Origin of the sequence: Gordonia sp. IITR100 (assembly GCF_002009645.1) — a bacterium.
Classification (GTDB): domain Bacteria; phylum Actinomycetota; class Actinomycetes; order Mycobacteriales; family Mycobacteriaceae; genus Gordonia; species Gordonia hongkongensis.
In genome coordinates, this window is sequence record NZ_MVKV01000014.1 from 111,764 (window position 1) to 133,256 (window position 21,493).

Here is a 21,493-nt window from a genome sequence, read left to right on the forward strand (position 1 = left end):
CAGAGCGGAGTTTACTCCAGAACTGCCGGATGCGGCCACCCATGTGAGCTGACGGACCGGATTGTGGTTTCACATCATGGAACGTAGCGTGATGTCGGACTGTGGAGGTGGTGATGGCGGGGAACTCCGGCGGTGTGCAATCCGTCGAGCGCGCATTCGAACTGCTCGAGCTCATCGGCCGCGCCGGCGGCGAGTGCTCACTGAGCCATCTGTCGGCGGAGTCCCCGCTGCCGCCCCCGACCATCCACCGGCTGCTGCGGACACTCGTGGGAATCGGCTATGTCCGGCAGCTCCCGAACCGGTCGTACGCCCTGGGGCCCCGGCTCATCCGACTCGGCGAGGTGGCCAACCGGCAGCTCGGCGCGGTCGCCGCACCCGTCCTCGCCTCCCTGGTCGGCGAACTCAGCGAGACCGCCAGTCTCGCCGTCCTCGACGGCGACATGGTCATCTACGTGGCCCAGGTTCCGTCCCCGCACAGCATGCGCACCAACAACGAGGTCGGCCGTCGGGTCACGATGCACAACACCGCGGTCGGCAAGGCCGTGCTCGCCGAACTCGACGATGCACGCATCCTCAAACACGTCACGCAGGCCGGGCTCACCCCCGCCACCCAGTGGAGCGTCACGTCGCTGTCGGGTGTGTTCGCGGCCGTCGAGCAGGTACGGGCGAGCGGGGTCGCCACCGACGAACAGGAACACGAGGTCGGCGTCTGCGGGATGGCGGTCGCCGTCCCCGGTGCGCCCACGCCCATGGCGGTCGGGATCTCCGGGCCGGTCGCCCGATTCGACGACGGGCTCCGGGCCCGCGCGGTCGGGGCGCTCCGCACGGCCGCGGAGACCGTGTCCGAGGCGCTGATCGGATCGCGCGAGTCCTAGGGGCGAGGCGGCTAGATGGTCAGTTTCGTGGGCGTCGTGCGGTTGGCGCCGTCGCCGCTGGAACCATCGCCGACCTGACCGTCGTTGTTGAATCCCCAGCAGTACACCGACGCGGCCGCCATCGCGCACGACGTCCCGTTGCCGGTCGAGATCGAGGTGACGTCGGTCAGCGTCGAGACCTCGCGGGGGATCTTCACCGACCCGCCGGACGAGCCGAGCTGGCTGCGGTCGTCGTCTCCCCAGCAGAAGGCCCGGTCGTCGGAGACCGCGCAGGTGGTGCCCCAGTCGGTGGAGATGGCGGAGACGCCGCTCAGATTGCCGACCTGAACGGGGGCCTGGCGGGTCTCGGTGGTGCCGTCGCCGATCTGGCCGTAGGCGTTCGAACCCCAGCACCACGCGTCGCCACCGGCGACCGCACAGGTCGTCTGGAAGTACGTGCTGGTGTTCGTGTTCGGATCGTCGTCGTCGGATGCCTCGTGATAGCCGCCGACGGTGATGTCGGTGACATCGGTCAGCGAGCCGACCTTCACCGGTGCCGAGCGCGCCGTCGTGCTGCCGTCGCCGATCTGCCCGTTGTCATTGGCGCCCCAGCAGAACGCCGAGCCGTCCGACACCGCGCAGGTGGTGCCGTAGGCGGTGGTGATGTCGGTGACCACGCCGAGCCCGGGGATCTTCGTCGGTGCCGAGACCGGGTCGGTGCCACCGCCGGTGCCGAGCTGGCCGTATTCGTTGTTGCCCCAGCAGTAGGCGTCGGTGCCGGCGACCGCGCAGGTGGTGCCCCAGCCGGTGGAGATCGCCTTGACGTCGGAGATGGCGCCGACCTTGGTCGCGGAGTCCACCGTCGAACCGCTGGAACCGTTGCCGACTTCGCCGTAATGGTTGTTGCCCCAACAGAATGCGTCGCCGGCGGCGATGGCGCAGGCCGTCGAGACGTAGGCGTTCTCGCCGGTGAGGTAGCCGCCGGTGGTGACCGCGGTCGCGTTGGCGACCCCGGTCACCGCCACCGGTCGGGTGTGCGGCGTCGTGGAACCGTCGCCGAGCTGACCGGAGTCGTTGTCGCCCCAGCAGTGCACGCTGCCGTTGACCACGGCGCAGCTGCTGCCGAAGTTCGTGCTCACCACCGGCTGCGCGACGGTCGCCTTCTCCGGGTCGGCGACGGTGCTGCCCAGGACGGCGAGTCCCACGACGGCGGCGACCACCAGCAGCAGCACGGCGCCGAGGACGCCGGCGACGATGAGGCCGGTCCGCTTCTTCTTTTTCGGCGGGACCGGCGGCAGACCCGGGTAGCCGACCTGGGGATGCCCGGGCTGCGCGTGCGGGCCCGAGAGGTGAGGGGCCGAGGAGTGCATCGGCTGGGGACCCGACGGCTTGTTCATCAGCGGCTGCGGGCCCGACGGCCCGGTCATGGTCGGCTGCGGCGGCGGGGTGTACTGGCCATGGGGTGGGCCGAACTGCTGCTGGGGTCCCGAGGGGTGACCCGTGGACGGGCCGCCGGTGCCACCGCCGACGAGGGTGGGCGGCGGAACCGAACCCGCGATCATCGTGTTTCCCTGTGCGGCAGGGGATTCGAGCGCCGACTTCAAGGCGGCCGCGAAACTGCGGCAGTCGGGATAGCGGGATGCGGGATTCTTCGACAGGGCGCGCTGGAACACCGGGTCGAGGTGCGCGAGGTCGCCGCGCAGCTGGCCGATGTGGGGGACCGGGCGCTGGATGTGGCCCAGCATCACCGACGGTTCGGACTGTCCGACGAAGGGCGGCTGCCCCGCGAGCATCGCGTAGGCCGTGCAGGCCAGCGAGTACTGGTCCGACCGGGCCGTGGCGTCGGCGCCCTCGAGTGTCTCCGGGGCCGAGAAGGCGACCGTCCCGATGAACGAATGGGTGCCGGTCAGGTTGGCCGAACCGGCGAGCTTGGCGATGCCGAAGTCGAGCACGAGGGCGCGTTCGACGGCGTTCGTCGCCGGGTCGCGCGTGACGAGGATGTTGGCGGGCTTGATGTCCCGGTGCACCACGTGGTGGCGGTGCGCGTAGTCGAGGGCGTCGGCCACCTGTCCGACGACCGTCGACACCTCCGCCGGCGTCAGACGTTCCTCGGTGAGATCCTTGCCCTCGACGTAACTCATCGAGAACCAGGGCGAACCGTCCTCGATGCCGTACTGGTGGATGGTGATGATGCTGCGATGGTCGAGCTTCGCGGTGGTGCGGGCCTCGTTGGTGAAGCGCTGGTTGAACCCGGGCTGGGCACTGACCGCCGTGGAGATGACCTTCAGGGCCTCTCGCCGCTCGAGTTGCAGGTTCTCGACGAGGTACACCTCGCCCATACCGCCCGCGCCGAGCTGGGAGACCACGCGATAACCGGCGATGTGGGTGCCGGGACTCAACGGCACGGCGTCACCTCTTTCTGGCTTGGCGGGAGAGCGGCTGCCAAATGGCTGCTCTCGCAGACGTATGCAGGGACGATACCGAACCGGGAAAGGTCCGGGGCACCCTTCAACCGGATGACGGAGCCGACGCTAGAACGTGACCTGAGTGGGGGTCAGACGGTCGTCGGTGCCCCCGACGCCGAGCTGTCCGGTGGCGTTGAAACCCCAGCACCACAGGTATGACGACGCGAGCGCGCACGTGGTTCGTTCGCCGGTGGACACCGCGCCGACATCGGACAATCCGTTCACCCGGGTGGGCGCCGGCCGGTCGGTCAGGGTGCCGTCGCCGACCGAGCCCCAGGCATTGGCGCCCCAGCAGTACGCGATCCCGGCCGCGAGTGCGCAGGTGGTGTTCGACGTGCCGGTGCTGATGGCCTCGACTCCGTCCAGGCCGGACACCGGCGTCGCCGTGCGTCGGCCGTAGGTGGTGCCGTCGCCGAGTTGGCCGAACGCGTTGTCGCCCCAGCAATATGCACTCGCCCCGGCGATCGCGCAGGCGGTCGCGGCGCCCGCGGAGACCGACGTCGCGCCGTCCAGGTCGGCGACCCGGGTCGGGCGGGCCCGGTTGGTGGTCGTGCCGTCGCCGACCTGTCCGTTGTCGTTGAGGCCCCAGCAGTAGGCGTCGCCGGCTGCGACGGCACACGTGAAGTTCACACCGACGCTGATGGCGGTCACGTCGTCGAGCCCGGCGACCCGGACCGGCCGGTACTGATTCGCGGTCGAACCGTCACCGAGCTGGTCGAAGTCGTTGGTGCCCCAGCAGTACGCCGAGCCCGCCGAGATCGCGCACGTGGCCCAGTTGGCGGTCGAGACGGCGGTGACATCGGCGAGACCGGCGACCCGGGTCGGCGTCAGCCGCGCGTCGGTCGTGCCGTCGCCGATCTGCCCGTAGTCGTTGTTTCCCCAGCAGTACGCGAGTCGCTCGGCGATCGCACAGCTGTTGGGTCCGCCGGTGCTGATCGCGGTGACGCCGCTGAGATCGGCGACCGGCGTGGGCGTCTGGCGGGTGTCGGTCGTGCCGTCGCCGAGTTGGCCGGCCGCGTTGTCGCCCCAGCAATAGGCGGTTCCGTGCCGGATCGAACACGTGGCCCCGAGTCCGGCGCTGAGCTGGGCGCCGGCATCGGCCGCCGCGATCGGCGACGACGGGGCGTCGGACGCGTCCCCGCCATCGCCGCCGCCGAGGGTGAGGACCCCGATCGCGACGACGACGGCCAGCACCGCGACCACGGCGACCGCGGCGAGGGCGAGCGGCCACCGTCGCCGGTGGGAGGGCGTCGGGGGCGCGGGGGATGGGGCGACCCACGGTGGGGTCGGTTTCGCCGGTGGAGGCGGGGTGATGACCTGGGTCGTAGCCACGGGCGCGGGTGGCCGGTTGTCGGAGTGGGTTCGCCCCAGCGCCGCGCGCAGATCCGCGGCGAACGCACCGCAGGTGGGGTAGCGGTCGAGGGGGCCGCGCGCGAGCGCACGGTCGAAGACGGGATCGAGGGCGGCGAGCTCGGGGCGGTAGGTGCTGATCGGCGCCGGGCGTGTCGTGAGCTTGGCGACGATGTGACGGGTCTGCGTGTCGGCATCGAACGGGGTTGCGCCGGAGAGCAATTCGTAGGCGGTACAGGCCAGCGCGTACTGATCCGATGCGGGGCCCGCGGGTTTGCCGTCGAGGATCTCCGGCGCGGCGTAGACGAGGGTGCCCACGAACGACGACGGCGCCGTCAGGGTGCTCGCGGTGGTGAGCTTCGCGATCCCGAAGTCGAGCACGACGACGCGGTCGAGGGCGTCGTTAATCGCGCGGCGAGTGACCATGATGTTGCCCGGTTTGATGTCGCGGTGGATCACGCCGTGCTCGTGTGCGTAGTCGAGGGCGTCGGCGACCCGGGAGGCGACGGCCACCACCTCGTCCGGGCGGAGCGAGGCGCGTCGGAGGTCACGGCCGTCGAGGTAGGCCATCGTGAACCAGGGGTCGCCGTCGGCGACGCCGTAGTGGTAGATCGTGACGATCGACGGATGGTCGAGGGCGGCCGCGGTCTGTGCCTCGCGACTGAACCGGCGCGCGAACTCCTCGTCGACGGTCTCGGCGATCGAGATCACCTTGAGGGCCTCGCGCCGACGAAGTTGCGGATTCTCGACCAGGTAGACGGTGCCCATTCCGCCGCTCCCCAGCCGCGTGATCACCCGGTAGCCGGCGACCTGGACCGGTTGGGCGACCATGGGCGCCTCCTGGGGCGTGACCTGTGTTGCGACGACCATAGCCCCGGCACGGGACTTCCGCCCCGGACACGGGTCTTGTTCATTCGAACGGCATGGCACAATGCACGACGTGGCAAACAAATCTGGCGCTGAAACACCCTCCTCCGGCGAAGCGGGGGCCGGCACCGGCAAGGTCGTCGAATCTGCCAAGGGCAAGAAGCACTACGTCGACAACGGCTGGCCGCAGGACGAGAACGGCGATGCCGCCGAGCACGCGGTCTCCGAACTCGCGACCCACATCTCGGGTGCGTTGTCGCCGTTCGGCGACACCGAGTTCCCGCTTCCGGTCGACGACCTGCCGTTCGTGCAGTCGAAGACCATCGTCAACCGCTGACGTCGATGCCGCCCACCGGGACTGACGAAGGTGGGTCGGACGCCCGGGACACCGGGCCGGCCGGCGGCTCCCGGTTGAGTCATCTGGACGAGTCCGGAACGGCCCGCATGGTCGACGTCGGCGCCAAGCCGACGACGAAGCGTCGCGCCGTCGCCGCCGGCACGTTCCACACCACCGCCGAGGTGATCGGTCTCCTCAGCGAGTCGCGGCTGCCCAAAGGAGATGTGCTGGCCACGGCGCGCATCGCCGGGATCATGGCGGCCAAACGCACCGACGAGCTGATCCCGCTGTGCCATCAGCTGGCGTTGTCGTCGGTGGAGGTCGACTTCGCGATCGGCGCCGACACGATCGAGGTCACCGCGACCGTGGCGACCTCCGGCCAGACGGGTGTGGAGATGGAGGCGTTGACAGCGGTCGCAGTCGCCGGGCTGACACTCCACGACATGGTCAAGGCCGTCGACCGACGGGCGCAGATGGACGGCATCCGCCTGCTCGCCAAGACCGGCGGCAAATCCGGCGACTGGTACCGCGAACCGTCTGACCCGGCTCATGACTGACCAGAGAACTCCTCGCGTGGCGCGCGTCGTCGTCGCGTCGAACCGCGCCAGCAGCGGTGTCTACGAAGACCGGTCCGGACCGATCATCGAGGCCTGGCTGGTCGAGCAGGGCTTCACCGTCGACGAGTGCGACGTCGTCGCCGACGGCCCGCCGGTCGGCGAGGCCCTCCGCGCCGCGATCTACGCCGAGGTCGACCTCGTCATCACCACGGGCGGAACGGGTTTGACGCCCACGGACCGGACTCCGGAGCAGACCCGCCCGCTCCTCGACGTCGAGATCCCGGGTCTGGCCGACGCCATCCGGTCGGCCGGGCTGCCGACGGTGCCCACCGCGGTCCTCTCACGCGGACTCGCCGGAATCGCCGGGACGACCCTCGTCGTGAACCTGCCCGGTTCGACCGGCGGGGTCCGCGACGGGCTCGGCGTCCTCGCCGGCGTCGTCCACCACGCGCTCGATCAGATCCGCGGAGGCGACCACCGATGACCCGAGAGGCCGGCTCGCACGTGGTGCACACCGCGGTCGTCGACGAGCCGATCACGCTGGCCGACCACGAGGCGATGGTCATCGACGCCGCCGAAGGTAAAGCCGGTGCGGTGGTCGGGTTCGTGGGCGCGGTCCGCGACCACGACGGCGGCCGCACCGTGACCGCGCTGCATTACTCGGGGCATCCCACGGCGACGAAGGTCCTGGCCGAGGTCGTCGCGGAGGTCTCCGCGGTCCACGGGGTGCGCGCGGTCGCGGTGTCCCACCGGGTCGGCGACCTCGTCATCGGCGACATCGCGTTCGTGGTCGCGGTGGCGGCCGACCATCGTCGGGCGGCGTTCGAGACCTGCTCGCGCCTCGTCGACGAGGTCAAGGCCCGCCTGCCAGTCTGGAAACACCAGTTCTTCGACGACGGCACCGACGAATGGGTCAACTCGGCCTGACCCCGCCCCCCGCTGGTTGAGCTGACCCCCGCTGGTTGAGCTGACCCCCCGCTGGTTGAGCTGACCCCCGCTGGTTGAGCTTGTCGAAACCAATGGAAAAGGGCCCCGCACGGATGGTCCATCGTGCGGGGCCCTTCGTCTGGGTCCCAGATCAGGCGTCGAGCGGCGATCAGGGGTTGGGCAGCAGGTGCTTGTTGTCGTTGAACAGCTTGATCTGGTCCTGGTTCAGCGTGACGCCGCTGTCCTTGGCCGCCTGCCAGAGGTTCTTGATCTCGGGGCTGACGCCGGCCTCGGTGAGGGCGTCGGTGACCTGGTTGGCGACGTCCTCGGTGGTCTTCGCCAGGTCGACGCTGCCGTTGCCGCCGGGGAGCACCGGGGCGATCTCACGCGGGGTGTCGGTCGGCGCGCTGCGCGGGGTCGAGCCCGACAGGCCGGTGCCACAGGTGGGCCAGGCACCCTTGCCCTGCGAACCGAGCACACGCTCGGCGACGACGATCTGCTCCTCGCGCGAGGCCTGATCGGCGGTTGGGGCGAACTCGCCGCCGCCGTGGCCGGTCCAGGTGCTCGGGGAGAACTGCAGGCCGCCGTGGTAGCCGTTGCCGGTCGCGATGGCCCAGTTGCCACCGGATTCGCACTGCGCGACCTGGTTCCACTCGGCGTCGGTGGCCGCATTGGCGGTACCGGTGCCCAGGAGGGCTGCTCCGCCGCCGAGGACCGCGCCGGTGAGGGCGACCTTGGTGATGGTCTTGGCGGCCGTGCTGGTCGTCTGCTTGCGATGACGTCCGGACATGTCTGTGTTTCCTCTCTCCACGCGCCTACGAAGTCAGCTGTCGGGTTCGAGCGAGAGGTGCTCGGTCCCGGGTCGTCGTGGTGGTCGCCGCGACTTCCGGGACTTAACCCCGAGGACACCTGGTGTGGTGCCCGGTCTCAGGGGATGAGGTTGGGTCCCCCGTCCTCGTTCCTAGATTGCTTGTCGTTCCCACCGGCGGAACGAGGCTCGGCGCGGCCGGTGGGACGTTATGTCTTGGTTGCTGTGTCGTGACCTCCGAGGAGGACGCTTCGAACAGTACGTCGTTCGTTGGACTGAATCACCTGCTTGGACGCAAGCGATTTTCGGCCCGGATCCGGGTCTTCCGACCCACTTCGGCCGTCATCCCAGTTCAACGGGTTAGTGGCCGTCCCGTGCCCATCCTGTTACCGCACCGTGATGTGACTAAGGTCACAGGCCGGGTGTGGCGTCAGCCACCGGCAAACGGGGGGAGGACGTCGAGTGTCGTGCACGTGCCGAGCGCACGCGTCCGATCGGAGAACGCGATCTCGTCGCGCAGATACGAGCAGCGTTCGAGAACCGTGGCGAGGGAGGGGTTTCCGGCGGCGAGGATGCCCTCGAGGGCGCCGAGCGGGGTCGACGGGTCGACGTCGATCACCTTCTCCTCGGCACCGGCCGCGGCGCGCGCGGCCGCGAAGAAACGAACTGTGAGCTGCATCGGACGCGAGCCTAGCCGCCGATCGCCGACATCGGCCGATCCGGTTGGGTGAAGCCCGCCGCGTTCACTTCGTGGCCCGCCGCTTTCGCCCACATGTTCGCGCGCCACAGGCGCGCGAGGGCGGCGTCGATCTCGTCGTCGGGGAGGGTGCGCAACGCGTGCCGCACGTCGGTTTCCGACGTCGCGAACAGGCAGTTGCGCAGTGATCCGTCCGCGGTGAGCCGGGTGCGGTCGCAGTCCCCGCAGAACGGCCGGGTGACCGACGCGATCACCCCGACGCGTGCCGGGCCGTGCGCGCCGCGGTGGCCGTCGACGAGCCACGTGGCGGCGGGCGCGCTCCCACGTGGCGCAGGGTCGGGCAGCAGGGTGAACCGCTTCCGCAGGGTCGCGAGGATCTCCTGTGCGGTCACCATCTGTGCTCGCTGCCACGCATGGTCGGCGTCGAGTGGCATCTGTTCGATGATGCGCAGCTCGTAACCGTGCTCGAGACAGTAGGCGAGCAGGTCGGGGACTCCGGGCAGGTCGCTGCGGTCGGGTACCACGGCGTTGACCTTGACCGGGTCGAGCCCGGCGCGGCGGGCCGCCGCCAGGCCGTCGAGCACATCGGACAGACGGTCCCGGCGCGTGATCTCGGCGAAGCGGGCCGGGTCGATGGTGTCCAGCGAGATGTTGATACGGCCGAGGCCGGCGTCGACCAGACCGCCGACCCGCCGGGTCAGTCCGAGTCCGTTCGTCGTCATCGCGATCTCGGGCGACTGCGGGAGGCCCGCGACGGCGGCGATGACGTCCTCGAGGTCGCGGCGCAGCAGTGGTTCGCCGCCGGTGAATCGGATGCGCTCGATTCCCAGGTGGCGCACTGCGACGGTGAGCACCCGGATCAGTTCGTCGGTGGACAGCACCTGGTCGGTGGGCATCCAGTCGAGGCCCTCGGCCGGCATGCAGTACGAGCACCGCAGATTGCAGCGGTCGGTGACCGAGACCCGGAGATCCTTCGCGACCCGACCGAAGGTGTCGAGCAACGGCCCGTCGGTGGGCGCGTCGGAGGTCGCTGCTTCCCGCGGGGAGCGGGGCAGCGGCAGTCCGAGGCCGACCGTGCTCATGGTGCTGGGCGACTCACTTCCGGGTCGGGTCCGTGCGCGCCTCCAGGGCGCGGAAGGTGCTGGCGTGGAAGACCAGGGGCTCGATGTCGGGATCGGCGCGCAAGGTCCCGATCTCCAGCAACACGACGGTGTGGTCGCCGGCCTGGATCTCGTTGTGGATCGTGCACGACAGGTGGGCGGCCGCGTCGGGCACGAAGACCGCCCCGCGATCGGTGCTCAGCGGCGTGATGCCGTCGAACCGGTGCTCCGACGACCCGGCGAGCTGCTTGCAGAGTTCGATCTGGTCGCCGGCGAACACGCTGACCCCGATGGCCGGTGCGGTACGGATCCGCGGCCAGGTCGTCGAGGTGTTCTGGACGCAGACCGAGACGAGCGGCGGGTCGAGCGACACGGTGGTGAACGAGCTCGCGGCCATTCCGATCAATGTGGTCGAATCCCCGTCACGCTGTTCGCAACACACCGCCACGACGCCCGACGGGAAACAGCTGTACGCGTCACGCAGCGCCCGCCCGTCGGAGACGGGGGAGAGATCGGGGGTGGTGTCGATGGTTGTGGTCACGGTCCTCACCTGGCTCGGCGTCCGGCACGGAGTGCGTACACCAGGCCCAGGACGAAGCCCAGCGGTGCGCACATGGTCAGCAGATAGACGGCGGTCGGCGCGGTGTCGCCGCCGGTCACCAACGGTGTCAGGAACAACGCCACGATCGCCAGAATTCCGATCATGAACACGACCCCGGCAGCCTGCAGCAACCGCGGGGAGGATGTCTTCTGCATACCCGCCACGGTAGTGCAACGCGCGCCGGTGCGACGCCGCGCGATCCGTGCCCGCCGGGTAATGGTGTGACCGCGCGGTGGGGCGTTGGCTAGGATGGTCCGAAGCAGGCGCCTTGCATCCGTCTGGGCTCGCACGGTCTTCCACCGTCCGGGCCGCGAGATGGGTGACGGCGTCTTTTGTCGTGACGGGTCGTTTTTCGACAGATCTAGAACAGATGAGGGTGAGCACAGTGCCGACCGGCAAGGTGAAGTGGTACGACGCGGACAAAGGCTTCGGCTTCCTCTCCCAGGAGAGCGGTGAGGACGTCTACGTCCGTTCGGCAGCGTTGCCCGACGGAGTCGAGGCGCTCAAGCCGGGCCAGCGCGTCGAGTTCGGCATGGCCGCCGGTCGTCGCGGCCCGCAGGCGTTGAGCGTGAAGGTGCTCGAACCGGCACCCAGCGTCTCCAAGAACGTGCGCGAAGCCGCCCGCAAGGACGTGAAGCGGCACACCCCCGACGAACTGCACGGGATGGTCGCCGACCTCATCACCCTGCTCGAGGGCAAGGTCCAGCCGGACCTGCGCAAGGGGCGTTACCCCGACCGTAAGACCGCACAGCGGATCTCCGAAGTCGTGCGTGCCGTCGCGCGGGAGCTCGACTCCTAGGGCCGACTACGCGGCGGGCGCGGTCTGAACCGCGAGCTCGCCGCGCGGCAGGACGTCGTCGGCGGGGGTGAGCCGCGCCGACGCCGAGATCACGGTGAACCCGACCAGCACCCGGTCCGGTTCCGACCGGAGCGTCAGGGTGAAGGTGTCGTCCGCGCCCTGCTGCTGCTCGTCCTCGACGATCCCGCGCGGAGTCCGATAGACCGCCGCGAGGTTCCACGGACCCTGCGCGATCTCGCTCGAGACCGTCAGCATGATCGTCGAACCCACCGGCACCGGCACCGTCGCGGTCTCGTTCGGCGCGGTGATCTCGGGATCGCACGCGGTCAGCATCAAATCGCACCACCAGCGCGGATCGACGGTGTGCAACTCATCGCCGACCGCGACGTGCAGGTAGGGCTGATCGTCGTGCGCCGCGTTGCGGGTCAGCAGGAACACCGACGTCCCCACCACCGCGACGAACAGCACGACGACGATCGCGATGATCGACAGAGCCTTCTTCTCACCACTGCTGATCACTGACGACGTTGTCCTGTCTGGTTGGGCGGCGGGTGATCGCCGGGGCTGTACGGGCGCTCACCCCGGGTCTCGAACGGGGCGGTCGACGGGGTCCGGGTGGGCATCCGGGCGGTCGAGGGCCGCGCGGCGTGCGGTCGGGTGTCGGCGTCCGCCGGACCGGTCCGGGTGGCCGATCGGGCTTCTGCCGCGCGGAAGGCGACGGTGGGCGCGGCGTGGTCGGGGCGTCGACCGCCCAGACCGGGGACCAGTGACTTGCCGCGGGTGGTCATCACCGTCTGCAGCAGCCCGAGGCCGAGCAGTACCGAGACGACCGTGAACCCGATCCACAGGGTCGGCGGCAGCAGCACCCCGAGCGAGGCGCCGAAGACCCACGACAGCTGCAGCACCGTCTCCGACCGGCCGAACGCCGAGGCGCGGGACTCGTCGGGCAGGTCGTCCTGGATGGACGAGTCGAGGCACACCTTCCCGATCGCGCTGGTGCCGGAGGCGACCAGGGCTGCCACGGCGGCCGCGGCGATGTTGCCGAAGATGGCGGCCAGGACCGCGACGACGAAGCAGGCGGCGGTCGCGCCGACGACGATGTTCGGCGGGTTCTTCAGCTCGAGGCGGGTGCCGACGCCGTTGCCGATCATGTTGCCGACGCCGGCGGCGGCGCCGACCGCGCCGAGGAGAAGCAGCTGGGTCCAGTCCGAGGCGTCGCCCTGCTGGGCCTTGGCGTAGAACGCCACGAACAGCGTCAGGAAGCCGGTCAGGATGCGGATCGTGCCGTTGCCCCACAACCCGGCGACGACCTTGCGTCCGAGTGGCTGGCGCATCTTCGCCGCGAGCATCTTCGCGCCGTCGCGAGCGCTCGTCGGCTGCTCGGAGTCGCCGGGGACCGACCGCGCGGGCTCGCCGTGGTACGTGAGGGTCGTCGGGATCTCGCCCTCGGTGGACTCGACCCACGCCGGGATGCGCATGCACAGGTAGGCGCCCGCGGCCGCGACGACGGCCAGCCACACCATGGCACCCGGCAGATGCAGCGGGAGCAGCTGGCCGAGGAGGAACTCGATGGCCGCGGCGACCGCGCCGCCCACGACCGTGCCCCCGATGAGGCCGAAAATGGTCAGCCGTGAATTGACCCGGGGAAGGTCGATGGTCGGCGGCACCACCCGCGGCGTGACGGCCGACTTGAGGACGCCGAACGATTTGGACAGCACCAGCAGACCGAGGGCACACGGATAGAGCACCCATGGGTCGTATTCGAGCTGCTGGGTGATGTCGTTCCACTGGACGTTGGCCATGATGAGCAGGGCCAGGACGACGCGCAGGCCGAAGGTCGTGGCCATGGCGATGCGGCGGCCGCGCTGCAGTCGGTCGAGGAGCGGGCCGATGAGCGGAGCGATCAGGGCGAACGGCGCGATCGTCAGTGCCAGGTACAAGGCCACATTGGTCTTCGACTCACCGGTCGCGGCGGCGAAGAACAGCGTGTTCGCCAGCGCGACGGCCATCGCGGCGTCGGCGGCGAAGTTGGCGATCACCGGCAGCGTCAGCGCGGTCAGGCCCGACTGGTCGGCGCCGTCGGCGGTGGCCGCCCGGTGGATCTTGCCGATCCCCCTGCCGGTCAGCTCGCGACTCCGCATCGCCGCGACCCGCATCACCGTCAGCTTCTTGGGTGTACGGCTTCCACCGTTCTGGGGCCCGTGGTCGGTCGGCATCGCCCGGGTCGCCTCGTCGGCCGGCGGACGGGCGCGGTCGTCGAGCGGCGGGAGATGCGGGTTGTGGGTCGGCGGGGGGAGGTAGGCGTTGCGGCCGGGACCCGGCCCGGACGGCGGCTCTCCCCATCCCGGCGCCGGTCGCCGGGTCCGCATCTGCCGCGTCTCGTCGGCCGGATAGTTCGTCGAACCGGGGTGCTGCGCGGCGCGTCGTGCACGACCGGCGGGTGGCGGTTGCCGAGGGTGCTGGTCGGCGGGACCCCTGGGGGCCCCGCGCCCCTCGTCGTGTCGGGAACTCCGTGGGATCACGCAGACGATTGTTCCTCATCTCCGGCTGTGGTCAGTTGAAGCGGGTCGGTTGTGTGGCACACGTCGGCGGTATTGCACACTGGAGCGGTGACTCAGGTTGGTGACGGCGAACGGCACGGTGAGACCGAACGGCTGCTGGCAGCCGTCGACATCGCGCGTTCCGCGCTGCTCGATGAAGGTCAGCGGCCCGGAGCGCACCGGCGCAGTGTCGCCGAGGGCGACTGGGCCGCCGCGCACTACTTCGATGCCGAGCTCACGGGCTACCGGGGGTGGCAGTGGTGCGTCGTGCTGGCGGGTTCCCCGGGCAGCGACGAGATCACGCTCAGCGAGGTCGTGCTGCTTCCGGGTGACGGCTCGCTGCTCGCGCCGCCGTGGGTGCCGTGGTCGGAGCGGGTCGCGTCGGGCGATCTGGCACCGGGCGATCTGCTCGCCGCCGAACCCGACGACCCGCGTCTCGTGCCGAACCAGATCGACACAGGCGACGAGTTCCGATTCGAGTCCGAGTCCGTGGAACCCGACGACATCGGTCAGGTCGCGGGCGAGCTGGGGCTCGGCCGCAAGAGACTCCTGAGCCCGGAGGGACGCGCCGAGGCTGCGCAGCGCTGGTACGACGGCGACTTCGGTCCCGGCTCGGAGATGGCGCAGGCCGCGCCGTACTCGTGCTGTACCTGTGGTTTCTACGTCCCGCTCGCGGGTGCGCTGCGCGCCGGCTTCGGCGCCTGCACCAACGAACTGGCGGCCGACGGGCGCGTGGTGTCGGCCGAATACGGATGCGGTGCGCACTCGGACGTGCAGGGCCCCAAGGGGAACGGATCGCCCGCGTATGACGCCTACGACGACGGCGCGATCGAGGTCGTCGAGATCTCCCGGGACGCGGAACCGGCCCGGACCTGATCCGGCGCGAACCGACCGTGACCGACGATCCGTTCGGCACCGCGACATTGCGGTCGTCGACCCTGGATGCGTGGGCGGCGTCGCCGACCCGGTTGGCCGAGGACGCGGCCGCCGAAGCGGATCTGGTGACCGTCGGCTACCGGGATCGACTGCTGACCGAACTGGCCGCGAACGCCGCCGACGCGGCCGCGGCGGCCGGTGTCGAGGGCCGGCTGGCGGTCTGGGTGGACGGCACCGAGTTGCATGTCGCCAACACCGGGGCCCCGCTGACTGATGCGGGGGTGCGTTCACTCGCCGCGTTGCGGGTGTCGGCGAAGGCCGCGGACGACTCGGGCGCCCGGCAGATCGGGCGGTTCGGGGTCGGCTTCACCGCCACCGCGACGGTCGCCGATCGAATCGAGATCCGTTCGCGCAGTGGGTCGGTGGTCTTCGACCGAGCGGACACGATGGACGTCGCGCGAGCTGCCGGGATCTCCGTCGCCGGGCCCGCGGACGTGCCGGTGCTGCGGCTGGTGTGGCCGACGGATCAGACGCCGACCGATGGCTTCGACACCGAGGTGGTCCTGCACCTCCGGGAGGAACCCGGCCCGCTTCTCGCCGCCATGCTCGGCCAGGCGCCGGATCTGGTCGTCGAACTGACTGCGCTGCAACGGATCAGCGTCGGCGATGTCGAGGTGTGGGCCGAACGGTCGGCGGGGCCGGACGTCGACGACGATGCCGCGCGCTCGGTCGTGACGACGGTGTCCGTCGTCGGTGCGCCGGACGCGACCGGCCTGCCGTCGACGCGCCGATGGCTCGAGGTCGCCCGGGGCGGCACACGCTGGCTCGTCGACGCCGACGGTGAGCCCGCGGCGGCCGGCGAGGTCCTGCGCGCCCCCACGCCCACCGACATCGAACTCAGCCTGCCGTGCCGGTGCATCACCGACCTGGCACTCACGCCGGATCGACGGCACCTCCATCCACGTGCCGAGATCGGCGATGCGGCAGCGGGTTACGTCGATCTCGTGCGGCTCGTCGAACCGGTGCGCAGGGTCGAGCTGGTACCCGAACTGCATCTCGCGCGTAATCCAGACGACGCGCGTCTGATCGAGGCGGTTCGCCGCGAACTGCGGGATGTCGCGTGGCTTCCGGCGGCGGCCGGTGCCGACCTGGTGCCACCGCGCGGGGTGATGCTCGTGGGGCTGACCGATCGGCTCGCGGAGATCCTCGGCGACCTGTTCGGTGATCTGATCCACCCGGATCTGTCGCTGACACAACATCTCCCGACGCTGGGCCGGCTGGGTGTGTCGGAGCTCGGGCTCGCGGGGCTCGCCGAACGTCTCGTCGGCGTCGAACGTGAACCGTCGTGGTGGCACGACCTGTACGCCGCCCTTGCGCCCCTGGTGTCGACCGGCCGCGAGGTGGAAGAACTCGGCGCCCTGCCGATCCCGAGATCGGACGGACGGATGGCGATCGGGGTGCGTGGGCTCTTTGTCAGTGACCGGATCTCGACCCCCATGCGGTGGATCCCCACCGTGCATCCCGAGGCGCGCCACGAACTGCTGACCCGACTCGGCGTCGCGGATCTGACGGTCGCGCAGGCAGTCTCGGACCCGGCGTTGCGCAGCCTCGTCGAAGATGTCGACTTCGATTCGGCCGGCCCCGACGATGACCGGCTCGCCGTCGAGGTGTGTGCGGTGTTGCGAGCCGATCCGGAAGCACCGGCGCCGCCGTGGCTCTCGTCGCTCGCCCTCCCCGACGCCGACGGCGAGTTGCGGCCGGCCGACGAACTCCTGCTGCCGGGCAGCCCGCTGCTCGAGGTCCTGGTCGACGATCACCCGTTCGGTGTGGTCGACGCCGAGGTGGTCGCCGAGTGCGGCGTCGAGGAACTGCGGCGGATCGGCGTCGGCTGGGGTTTCGTGACCGTCGACGACGACCTGCCCGTCGCGCCCGAGCATGACCTGCCCGACGAGGAGGACTGGTGGGCCACCCTCCCAGACGCGCCCGAGAAGCTCAGTGCAGTACGGGATCTCGACTTGATCGAGGACCGGCGCTGGCCGGAGGCGTTGACCATGATGGCCACCGACGAACGGGTCCGGCCGCTGCTCGCCGACCGGACGGGTTACACCGCGTGGTGGTTACGACGCCATGCGGAGATCGACGGTCTGCTGCTGGGGGAGTACCGGTCGCCGTCGGATGAGGTTCTCGAGAACATCATCGATCCCCTCGACCACCCGTATGCCGACGAGCTCGCCGGCACCCTCGCCCGGCTGGAACCCGACTCCGCCGACGACGCGACGCTGCTGCTGACCCGGCTGGGCGATCGGGAGCGTGTGATCAGTGCGGGCGCAACGGTGTCCGTGCATGCCGCCGTCGTCGCGGCGTGCCGGAGCGGCATCGTCGATGCGCACGACGTCGAGGTGCCCGAGCGGGTGCGCACCCTCGCCGGCACAACCGCCGACCGCGCGGTGGTCGTCGACCGGCCGTGGTTCCTGCAGACGCTGGCCGACGACGAGGCGGTACTCGCCGGACCCACCGTGGTCTCGGCCGACGCCGACCTGCTGGGCACGCTGCTCGACCTGCCGCTCGCGAGCGAGGAGTATTCGGCGACGGTGTCCGCGCCGGGGGAGGCAGTCGGCTGGGCGCACCCGGCGGTGGTGCGCTTCGGGGCGTCGCGGGGGATCGAGATCCCGCACGGCGATGTCCGGCTACACGACGAACTGTGGATCGCGTTGCGCAGCAACGACGGCGGAGACGGCCCCGATGTCGCACGGGAAGTGCGGGTCGAATGGTGGGTCGACGACGCGGGTGTCACCCACCTCGAGCGTCCGGGCCGGCGTCGATCCCCGCGGTGAGGATCGACGCGAGCTGGCGGTAGGCAGCCGCGTCGTCGAGTCCGGTCGCGGCCCACACCTCGCGACGCTGGATCCGGCTCATCATCGATGAGGCGAGGTCGGCGGCGAACGCGGCGTCGACGTTGCGGAACTCGCCGGCCGACACCCCGTCGGCGATGAGCGCTTGAACCCGGGACGATGCCGCCGCAGTGTTGCGCTCGTACAGCGCGCGTGCCGGTTCGAACGCGTCGAGATCGCGCATGAACGCCTCCGAGGCCGGTGCGAGTGCCTCACCCACCGCCACCAGGTAGACGATGACCCGTTCGCGCGGACTCGGCGACGCCGCGACCCGTGACTCGACCTGTTCGGTCGCGCTGCGGAAGAAATGCGTCACGGTGGCGGTGACCAGTTGTTCCTTGCTGGCGGCGAGGGTGTACAGCGTCGACTTCGAGCAACGGAGTTCGGCCGCGATGGAACCGATCGACAGGTGCGCGAACCCCTCGCGCAGGATCAGCTCGAGAAGGGCGTCGAACAGCGCGGCCCGTCGGCGGGTGGCGAAACCCTGGGTGGCCATGCGTGCTCCCTTCCGCTGTACGAACGCTGCCCGAAATAGTACTGTGCAGAAGACCTGAGTACTAGTTTCGTAACCCTGGAGGTCTGGAATGCCGGTCGATCGCCTGCTCCCCAACGACGAGGCGCGCGACCTGATCGCGCTGGTCCGCGACATCGCCGACAAGCGCATGGCGCCGATCGTCGATCAGCACGAGAAGGACCGTCGGTACCCGGACGGGTTGTTCGCCGAACTGGGTGAGGCGGGGTTGCTCGGGCTGCCCTACCCGACGGAGTGGGACGGCGGGGGCCAGCCGTACGAGGTCTACCTGCAGGTGCTCGAGGAGCTCGGCGCGCGCTGGGCTGCGGTCGCAGTGGCGGTCAGCGTGCACGGGCTGGCCTGCCATCCGCTGTTCAACTTCGGCACCGACGAGCAGAAGCAGCAGTGGTTGCCGGACCTGTTGAACGGCAAGCTGATCGGTGCCTACAGCCTGAGCGAACCCCAGGCCGGCTCCGACGCCGCGGCGCTTGCGTGCCGCGCCGCACCGACCGACGGCGGTTACTCGATGACGGGCTCGAAGGCGTGGATCACGCACGGCGGCATCGCCGATGTGTACAACGTCTTCGCCCGCACCGGTGAGGGTTCCAAGGGGGTGTCCTGCTTCTTCGTCGCCCGGGACACCGAGGGGCTCAGCTTCGGCAAGCCGGAGGACAAGATGGGCCTGCATGCGGTCCCGACGACCGGCGCCACCTACGACGACGCGTTCGTCGAGGAGGGACGCCGGCTGGGGGCGGAGGGGCAGGGGCTGCAGATCGCCTTCTCCGCGCTTGATTCCGGACGCCTGGGCATCGCTGCGGTGGCCACCGGCCTGGCGCAGGCGGCGCTCGACGCCGCCGTCGACTACGCGCAGGAACGAGCCGCGTTCGGCCGCAAGATCATCGACCACCAGGGGCTGTCGTTCGTGCTCGCCGACATGGCCGCCGCGGTCGACTCGGCTCGCGCGACCTACCTCGACGCCGCTCGACGCCGCGATGCCGGCATCGACTACACGCGGGCGGCGGCGACCGCCAAACTGGTGGCCACCGACGCCGCGATGAAGGTCACCACCGATGCGGTCCAGGTGTTCGGCGGTTACGGCTACACCCGCGACTTCCCGGTCGAGCGCTACATGCGCGAAGCGAAGATCACCCAGATCTTCGAGGGCACCAACCAGATCCAGCGGTTGGTGATCGGTCGGTCGCTGGCGCGGTGAGTTCGCCGGCCGTCGGTGTTCAGCGCGGGTTGTAGTAGAACGCGCGGTCGTCGAGGCGCCGGAATCTCGGTCCGCCGAGTCTGATCATCAGCCGCAGGATGGCGGGGATGCGGGCGTAGACCGCCTCGCGGTCGGGACCGGTCAGCCCTTTCGCCATGAGCGGGCACGTCCGCAGGGTCTCGGCCAGACCGGCGCGCTTGCTCATCTTCTCCTCGAAGGCGTCCCAGTCCTGCGGCGTGAGGCGGCGCTGCACGATGGCGATCGCGTCGGTCTCTTCATGGGCCAGGTGTCTGCCGAGGACCTCCTGGGCGCGCTGCAGCGCGTCCGCGAGGGTGGCCCGGGTCTGTTCGTCGGCGCGTTCGGCCATCCGCGCGAAGCCGGCCGCACACTCTTCGAGCAGCGGATCGATCTCGTCGTGCTCGTCCTCCATCGCCTGCAGGACCTCCGCCTCGGCGTTGTCGCACCGCTCGAGCAGCAGCGGCCACAGTTCCAGGTCCTCGCCGGTGTGGTGGTGGTGCAGCGCATGGGCGAACATCGCCCATCGACGGGAGAGCGCACGCCAGGTCCCCGCGTCGTCGACGGGGGTGGCCGGAACGGTGGCGGCGAAGTCGGCGAGGTCTCGCCGGAATCCGTGGTGCAGGACGTACATCATGAACGGGTCGAGCGGTCCGTCGGGCGCGGCCGCCTGGCCGGGGAGCCGGAGCTGGATCGGGTGAGCGGTGTGGGCGGGGTGGGCGGGGTGGGTCGTCATCGCGGGGGTCCTCATCGATACGTGGTCGGGCGGGTTCGAGGACCACAGTGGGCGGTGACGCTTGCGATGTGCTTGAGGGCGACTTGAGCGACGCCTGGATAGGGTGGCGGGATGTTCATCTCTCCGACGACGATCGACGAGAACATCCTGAACTGGGTTGTCGAGAACCGGTCGGAGCCCTGGGTCTCGATCGCCGAAGTGGTGACGGTGCTCGGCAACACGGTGACGATGTTGATGCTGACATGTGCGGTCGTGGTGACACTCGCCGTGACCCGGCACCGAGTCGACGCGGTCTTCGTCGGCGCCGGAGTGCTTTTCGGATACGGTCTGATGCAGGCACTCAAGTACTCGTTCGCGCGGGACCGGCCACCCGTCGAAGACCGTCTACTGAACATCGACACCTTCTCGTTCCCCTCCGGGCACGCGATGATGACGATGGTCGTGTTCGGGCTGTTCGCTGTCGCCGCGTTTCGCTCCTCGCCCTGGGTGCGGGCGCATCGCTGGATCCTCGTGATCGCCCCCGTGCTGTCGATCCTCGTCGGCCTCACCCGAATACAACTCGCCGTGCACTGGGCCACGGACGTCGTGGCCGGATGGTTGTTCGGGGCGATCTGGGTGGTGTTCTGTATCTGGATACTGCTCCGGTACGAATCACGCCGCGGCTCCGGTGGTCTCGCCGGGGTTCAGCAGTAGACCACGCCCAGCGCGGTACCCGGCCGGGGTTCACTGTGGAGTTGTCAAGGGACTGATGCGGTCCCGGGTGTGGCCCGGGTGCGGAAGGTGCTACGCGAAAGTCTGGTGGTCTGTGGCGGCAGTGGTCAGGCGGCGTCGTCGAGTCGCATGGTGCGTCGGTTGTAGGCGGGTAGTGGTCGGCGCTGTGGGTCGATGGTCGCGGGTGGGACGAGCCAGGGGTGTCGGTCGAACCCCATGACGATGTCCCAGCCGTGGTGGTGGACTTGCGTGTGGCAGCGCTGGCAGAGCAGGCAGCCGTTGTCGAGGTCGGTGGGTCCGCCGTCGGCCCACGACTTGATGTGGTGGACCTGGGTATGTGACGGTGGTGCACCGCATTTGATGCAGCAGGCGTCGCGCACGATGATCGCCTTGCGGAGGTGTGCCGGATACAACCGACGGGTGTGACCCATCTGCAGCGGTACGCCCTCACCATCGAGGATGATCTCGGTCAGCGAGCCGTCGCACGACGCTAGTTTCGCGGTGGCATGGCTGACCGATCCGGTCCACGGCAGCGTCGCCAGGTCTCCGGTCGCGGGGATCGTCAGCATCAGTTGCGTGCGTGGGCTTCCGACGGTGTCGATGGTCGCGCCGATCGCTGCTTGGTCGAGGATCAACTC

At 69.9% G+C, this 21,493-nt stretch carries 22 protein-coding genes and 1 riboswitch; of the genes, 10 read left to right on the forward strand and 12 right to left on the reverse strand.

Annotated elements, in window-relative coordinates; genetic code table 11:
• The first annotated feature begins 113 nt into the window (after window positions 1–113).
• Window positions 114–875: an IclR family transcriptional regulator gene (locus B1818_RS17935; protein WP_058251688.1), complete on the forward strand. Its 762-nt coding sequence runs from the start codon at window positions 114–116 to the stop codon at window positions 873–875.
• Between the two features lie 11 nt (window positions 876–886).
• Here B1818_RS17935 and B1818_RS17940 read toward each other — a convergent pair whose 3' ends face one another.
• Both B1818_RS17940 and B1818_RS17945 read right to left on the reverse strand, forming a co-directional pair.
• Entirely contained in the window at window positions 887–3,259 is a 2,373-nt protein-coding gene (locus B1818_RS17940; RefSeq protein ID WP_078113539.1) for a protein kinase, read from the reverse strand.
• 126 nt (window positions 3,260–3,385) lie between these two features.
• Entirely contained in the window at window positions 3,386–5,500 is a 2,115-nt protein-coding gene (locus B1818_RS17945; protein ID WP_058251634.1) for a protein kinase, read from the reverse strand.
• A 100-nt stretch (window positions 5,501–5,600) separates the two neighbouring features.
• Here B1818_RS17945 and B1818_RS17950 point away from each other — a divergent pair, with 100 nt between their 5' ends.
• The 4 genes from B1818_RS17950 to B1818_RS17965 are packed head-to-tail and all read left to right on the forward strand — an operon-like array spanning window position 5,601 to window position 7,357.
• On the forward strand, window positions 5,601–5,873 hold the full coding sequence (locus tag B1818_RS17950) for a hypothetical protein (protein WP_058251633.1): 273 nt from the start codon (window positions 5,601–5,603) through the stop codon (window positions 5,871–5,873).
• A gap of 5 nt (window positions 5,874–5,878) precedes the next feature.
• The gene (gene moaC / locus B1818_RS17955; RefSeq protein ID WP_058251632.1) at window positions 5,879–6,430 is read left to right on the forward strand and encodes a cyclic pyranopterin monophosphate synthase MoaC; all 552 of its coding nucleotides are present in this window, start codon (window positions 5,879–5,881) and stop codon (window positions 6,428–6,430) included.
• The gene (locus B1818_RS17960) at window positions 6,423–6,914 is read left to right on the forward strand and encodes a molybdenum cofactor biosynthesis protein B (protein WP_058251631.1); all 492 of its coding nucleotides are present in this window, start codon (window positions 6,423–6,425) and stop codon (window positions 6,912–6,914) included. Before moaC ends, B1818_RS17960 begins: the two co-directional genes overlap by 8 nt.
• A complete protein-coding gene (locus B1818_RS17965; protein ID WP_058251630.1) occupies window positions 6,911–7,357 on the forward strand; it encodes a molybdenum cofactor biosynthesis protein MoaE in 447 nt (148 codons plus the stop codon). Before B1818_RS17960 ends, B1818_RS17965 begins: the two co-directional genes overlap by 4 nt.
• A 169-nt stretch (window positions 7,358–7,526) precedes the next feature.
• Here the strand turns inward: B1818_RS17965 and B1818_RS17970 are convergent, their stop codons facing one another.
• From B1818_RS17970 to B1818_RS17990, 5 genes are all read right to left on the reverse strand, one after another.
• Window positions 7,527–8,147 (reverse strand): transglycosylase family protein, encoded by a 621-nt coding sequence (locus B1818_RS17970; RefSeq protein ID WP_058251629.1) that lies wholly within the window; start codon window positions 8,145–8,147, stop codon window positions 7,527–7,529.
• 6 nt (window positions 8,148–8,153) lie between these two features.
• A riboswitch (cyclic di-AMP (ydaO/yuaA leader) is annotated at window positions 8,154–8,370 on the reverse strand.
• Between the two features lie 225 nt (window positions 8,371–8,595).
• Window positions 8,596–8,844: a hypothetical protein gene (locus B1818_RS17975; protein ID WP_058251628.1), complete on the reverse strand. Its 249-nt coding sequence runs from the start codon at window positions 8,842–8,844 to the stop codon at window positions 8,596–8,598.
• An 11-nt stretch (window positions 8,845–8,855) separates the two neighbouring features.
• Window positions 8,856–9,944 carry a GTP 3',8-cyclase MoaA gene (gene moaA / locus B1818_RS17980; RefSeq protein ID WP_058251627.1) on the reverse strand — a complete coding sequence of 363 codons (1,089 nt, stop codon included), beginning with the start codon at window positions 9,942–9,944 and terminating at the stop codon, window positions 8,856–8,858.
• A 13-nt stretch (window positions 9,945–9,957) separates the two neighbouring features.
• The gene (locus tag B1818_RS17985) at window positions 9,958–10,503 is read right to left on the reverse strand and encodes a flavin reductase family protein (protein WP_078113540.1); all 546 of its coding nucleotides are present in this window, start codon (window positions 10,501–10,503) and stop codon (window positions 9,958–9,960) included.
• 5 nt (window positions 10,504–10,508) lie between these two features.
• Complete coding sequence (locus B1818_RS17990; RefSeq protein WP_058251626.1) at window positions 10,509–10,718, reverse strand: hypothetical protein; 210 nt, start codon at window positions 10,716–10,718, stop codon at window positions 10,509–10,511.
• A gap of 230 nt (window positions 10,719–10,948) precedes the next feature.
• Between B1818_RS17990 and B1818_RS17995 the strand changes: the two genes are divergently transcribed.
• Complete coding sequence (locus tag B1818_RS17995; RefSeq protein ID WP_004020198.1) at window positions 10,949–11,362, forward strand: cold-shock protein; 414 nt, start codon at window positions 10,949–10,951, stop codon at window positions 11,360–11,362.
• A gap of 6 nt (window positions 11,363–11,368) precedes the next feature.
• On the opposite strand, the gene B1818_RS18000 is transcribed toward B1818_RS17995, so the two are convergent.
• Together B1818_RS18000 and B1818_RS18005 are read right to left on the reverse strand one after the other, a co-directional pair.
• Complete coding sequence (locus B1818_RS18000) at window positions 11,369–11,881, reverse strand: DUF2771 family protein (RefSeq protein WP_058251625.1); 513 nt, start codon at window positions 11,879–11,881, stop codon at window positions 11,369–11,371.
• Window positions 11,878–13,731: an MFS transporter gene (locus tag B1818_RS18005; RefSeq protein ID WP_249145154.1), complete on the reverse strand. Its 1,854-nt coding sequence runs from the start codon at window positions 13,729–13,731 to the stop codon at window positions 11,878–11,880. Before B1818_RS18005 ends, B1818_RS18000 begins: the two co-directional genes overlap by 4 nt.
• Before the next feature lie 240 nt (window positions 13,732–13,971).
• On the opposite strand from B1818_RS18005, the gene B1818_RS18010 reads away from it, so the two are divergent.
• Both B1818_RS18010 and B1818_RS18015 read left to right on the forward strand, forming a co-directional pair.
• A complete protein-coding gene (locus tag B1818_RS18010) occupies window positions 13,972–14,778 on the forward strand; it encodes a DUF3027 domain-containing protein (RefSeq protein WP_078113542.1) in 807 nt (268 codons plus the stop codon).
• A gap of 17 nt (window positions 14,779–14,795) precedes the next feature.
• The gene (locus B1818_RS18015; protein ID WP_078113543.1) at window positions 14,796–17,612 is read left to right on the forward strand and encodes a sacsin N-terminal ATP-binding-like domain-containing protein; all 2,817 of its coding nucleotides are present in this window, start codon (window positions 14,796–14,798) and stop codon (window positions 17,610–17,612) included.
• On the opposite strand, the gene B1818_RS18020 is transcribed toward B1818_RS18015, so the two are convergent.
• Complete coding sequence (locus tag B1818_RS18020) at window positions 17,569–18,165, reverse strand: TetR/AcrR family transcriptional regulator (RefSeq protein ID WP_078113544.1); 597 nt, start codon at window positions 18,163–18,165, stop codon at window positions 17,569–17,571. The two genes, B1818_RS18015 and B1818_RS18020, sit on opposite strands and share 44 nt — an antisense overlap.
• A gap of 88 nt (window positions 18,166–18,253) precedes the next feature.
• Here B1818_RS18020 and B1818_RS18025 point away from each other — a divergent pair, with 88 nt between their 5' ends.
• On the forward strand, window positions 18,254–19,393 hold the full coding sequence (locus tag B1818_RS18025) for an acyl-CoA dehydrogenase family protein (RefSeq protein ID WP_058251620.1): 1,140 nt from the start codon (window positions 18,254–18,256) through the stop codon (window positions 19,391–19,393).
• A 19-nt stretch (window positions 19,394–19,412) separates the two neighbouring features.
• Here the strand turns inward: B1818_RS18025 and B1818_RS18030 are convergent, their stop codons facing one another.
• Window positions 19,413–20,144 (reverse strand): hemerythrin domain-containing protein, encoded by a 732-nt coding sequence (locus tag B1818_RS18030; RefSeq protein ID WP_078113545.1) that lies wholly within the window; start codon window positions 20,142–20,144, stop codon window positions 19,413–19,415.
• Between the two features lie 111 nt (window positions 20,145–20,255).
• Here B1818_RS18030 and B1818_RS18035 point away from each other — a divergent pair, with 111 nt between their 5' ends.
• Entirely contained in the window at window positions 20,256–20,837 is a 582-nt protein-coding gene (locus B1818_RS18035) for a phosphatase PAP2 family protein (protein WP_078113546.1), read from the forward strand.
• Between the two features lie 125 nt (window positions 20,838–20,962).
• On the opposite strand, the gene B1818_RS18040 is transcribed toward B1818_RS18035, so the two are convergent.
• A partial coding sequence (locus B1818_RS18040) for an HNH endonuclease (RefSeq protein WP_139363050.1) occupies window positions 20,963–21,493 on the reverse strand: 531 nt, incomplete at its 5' end.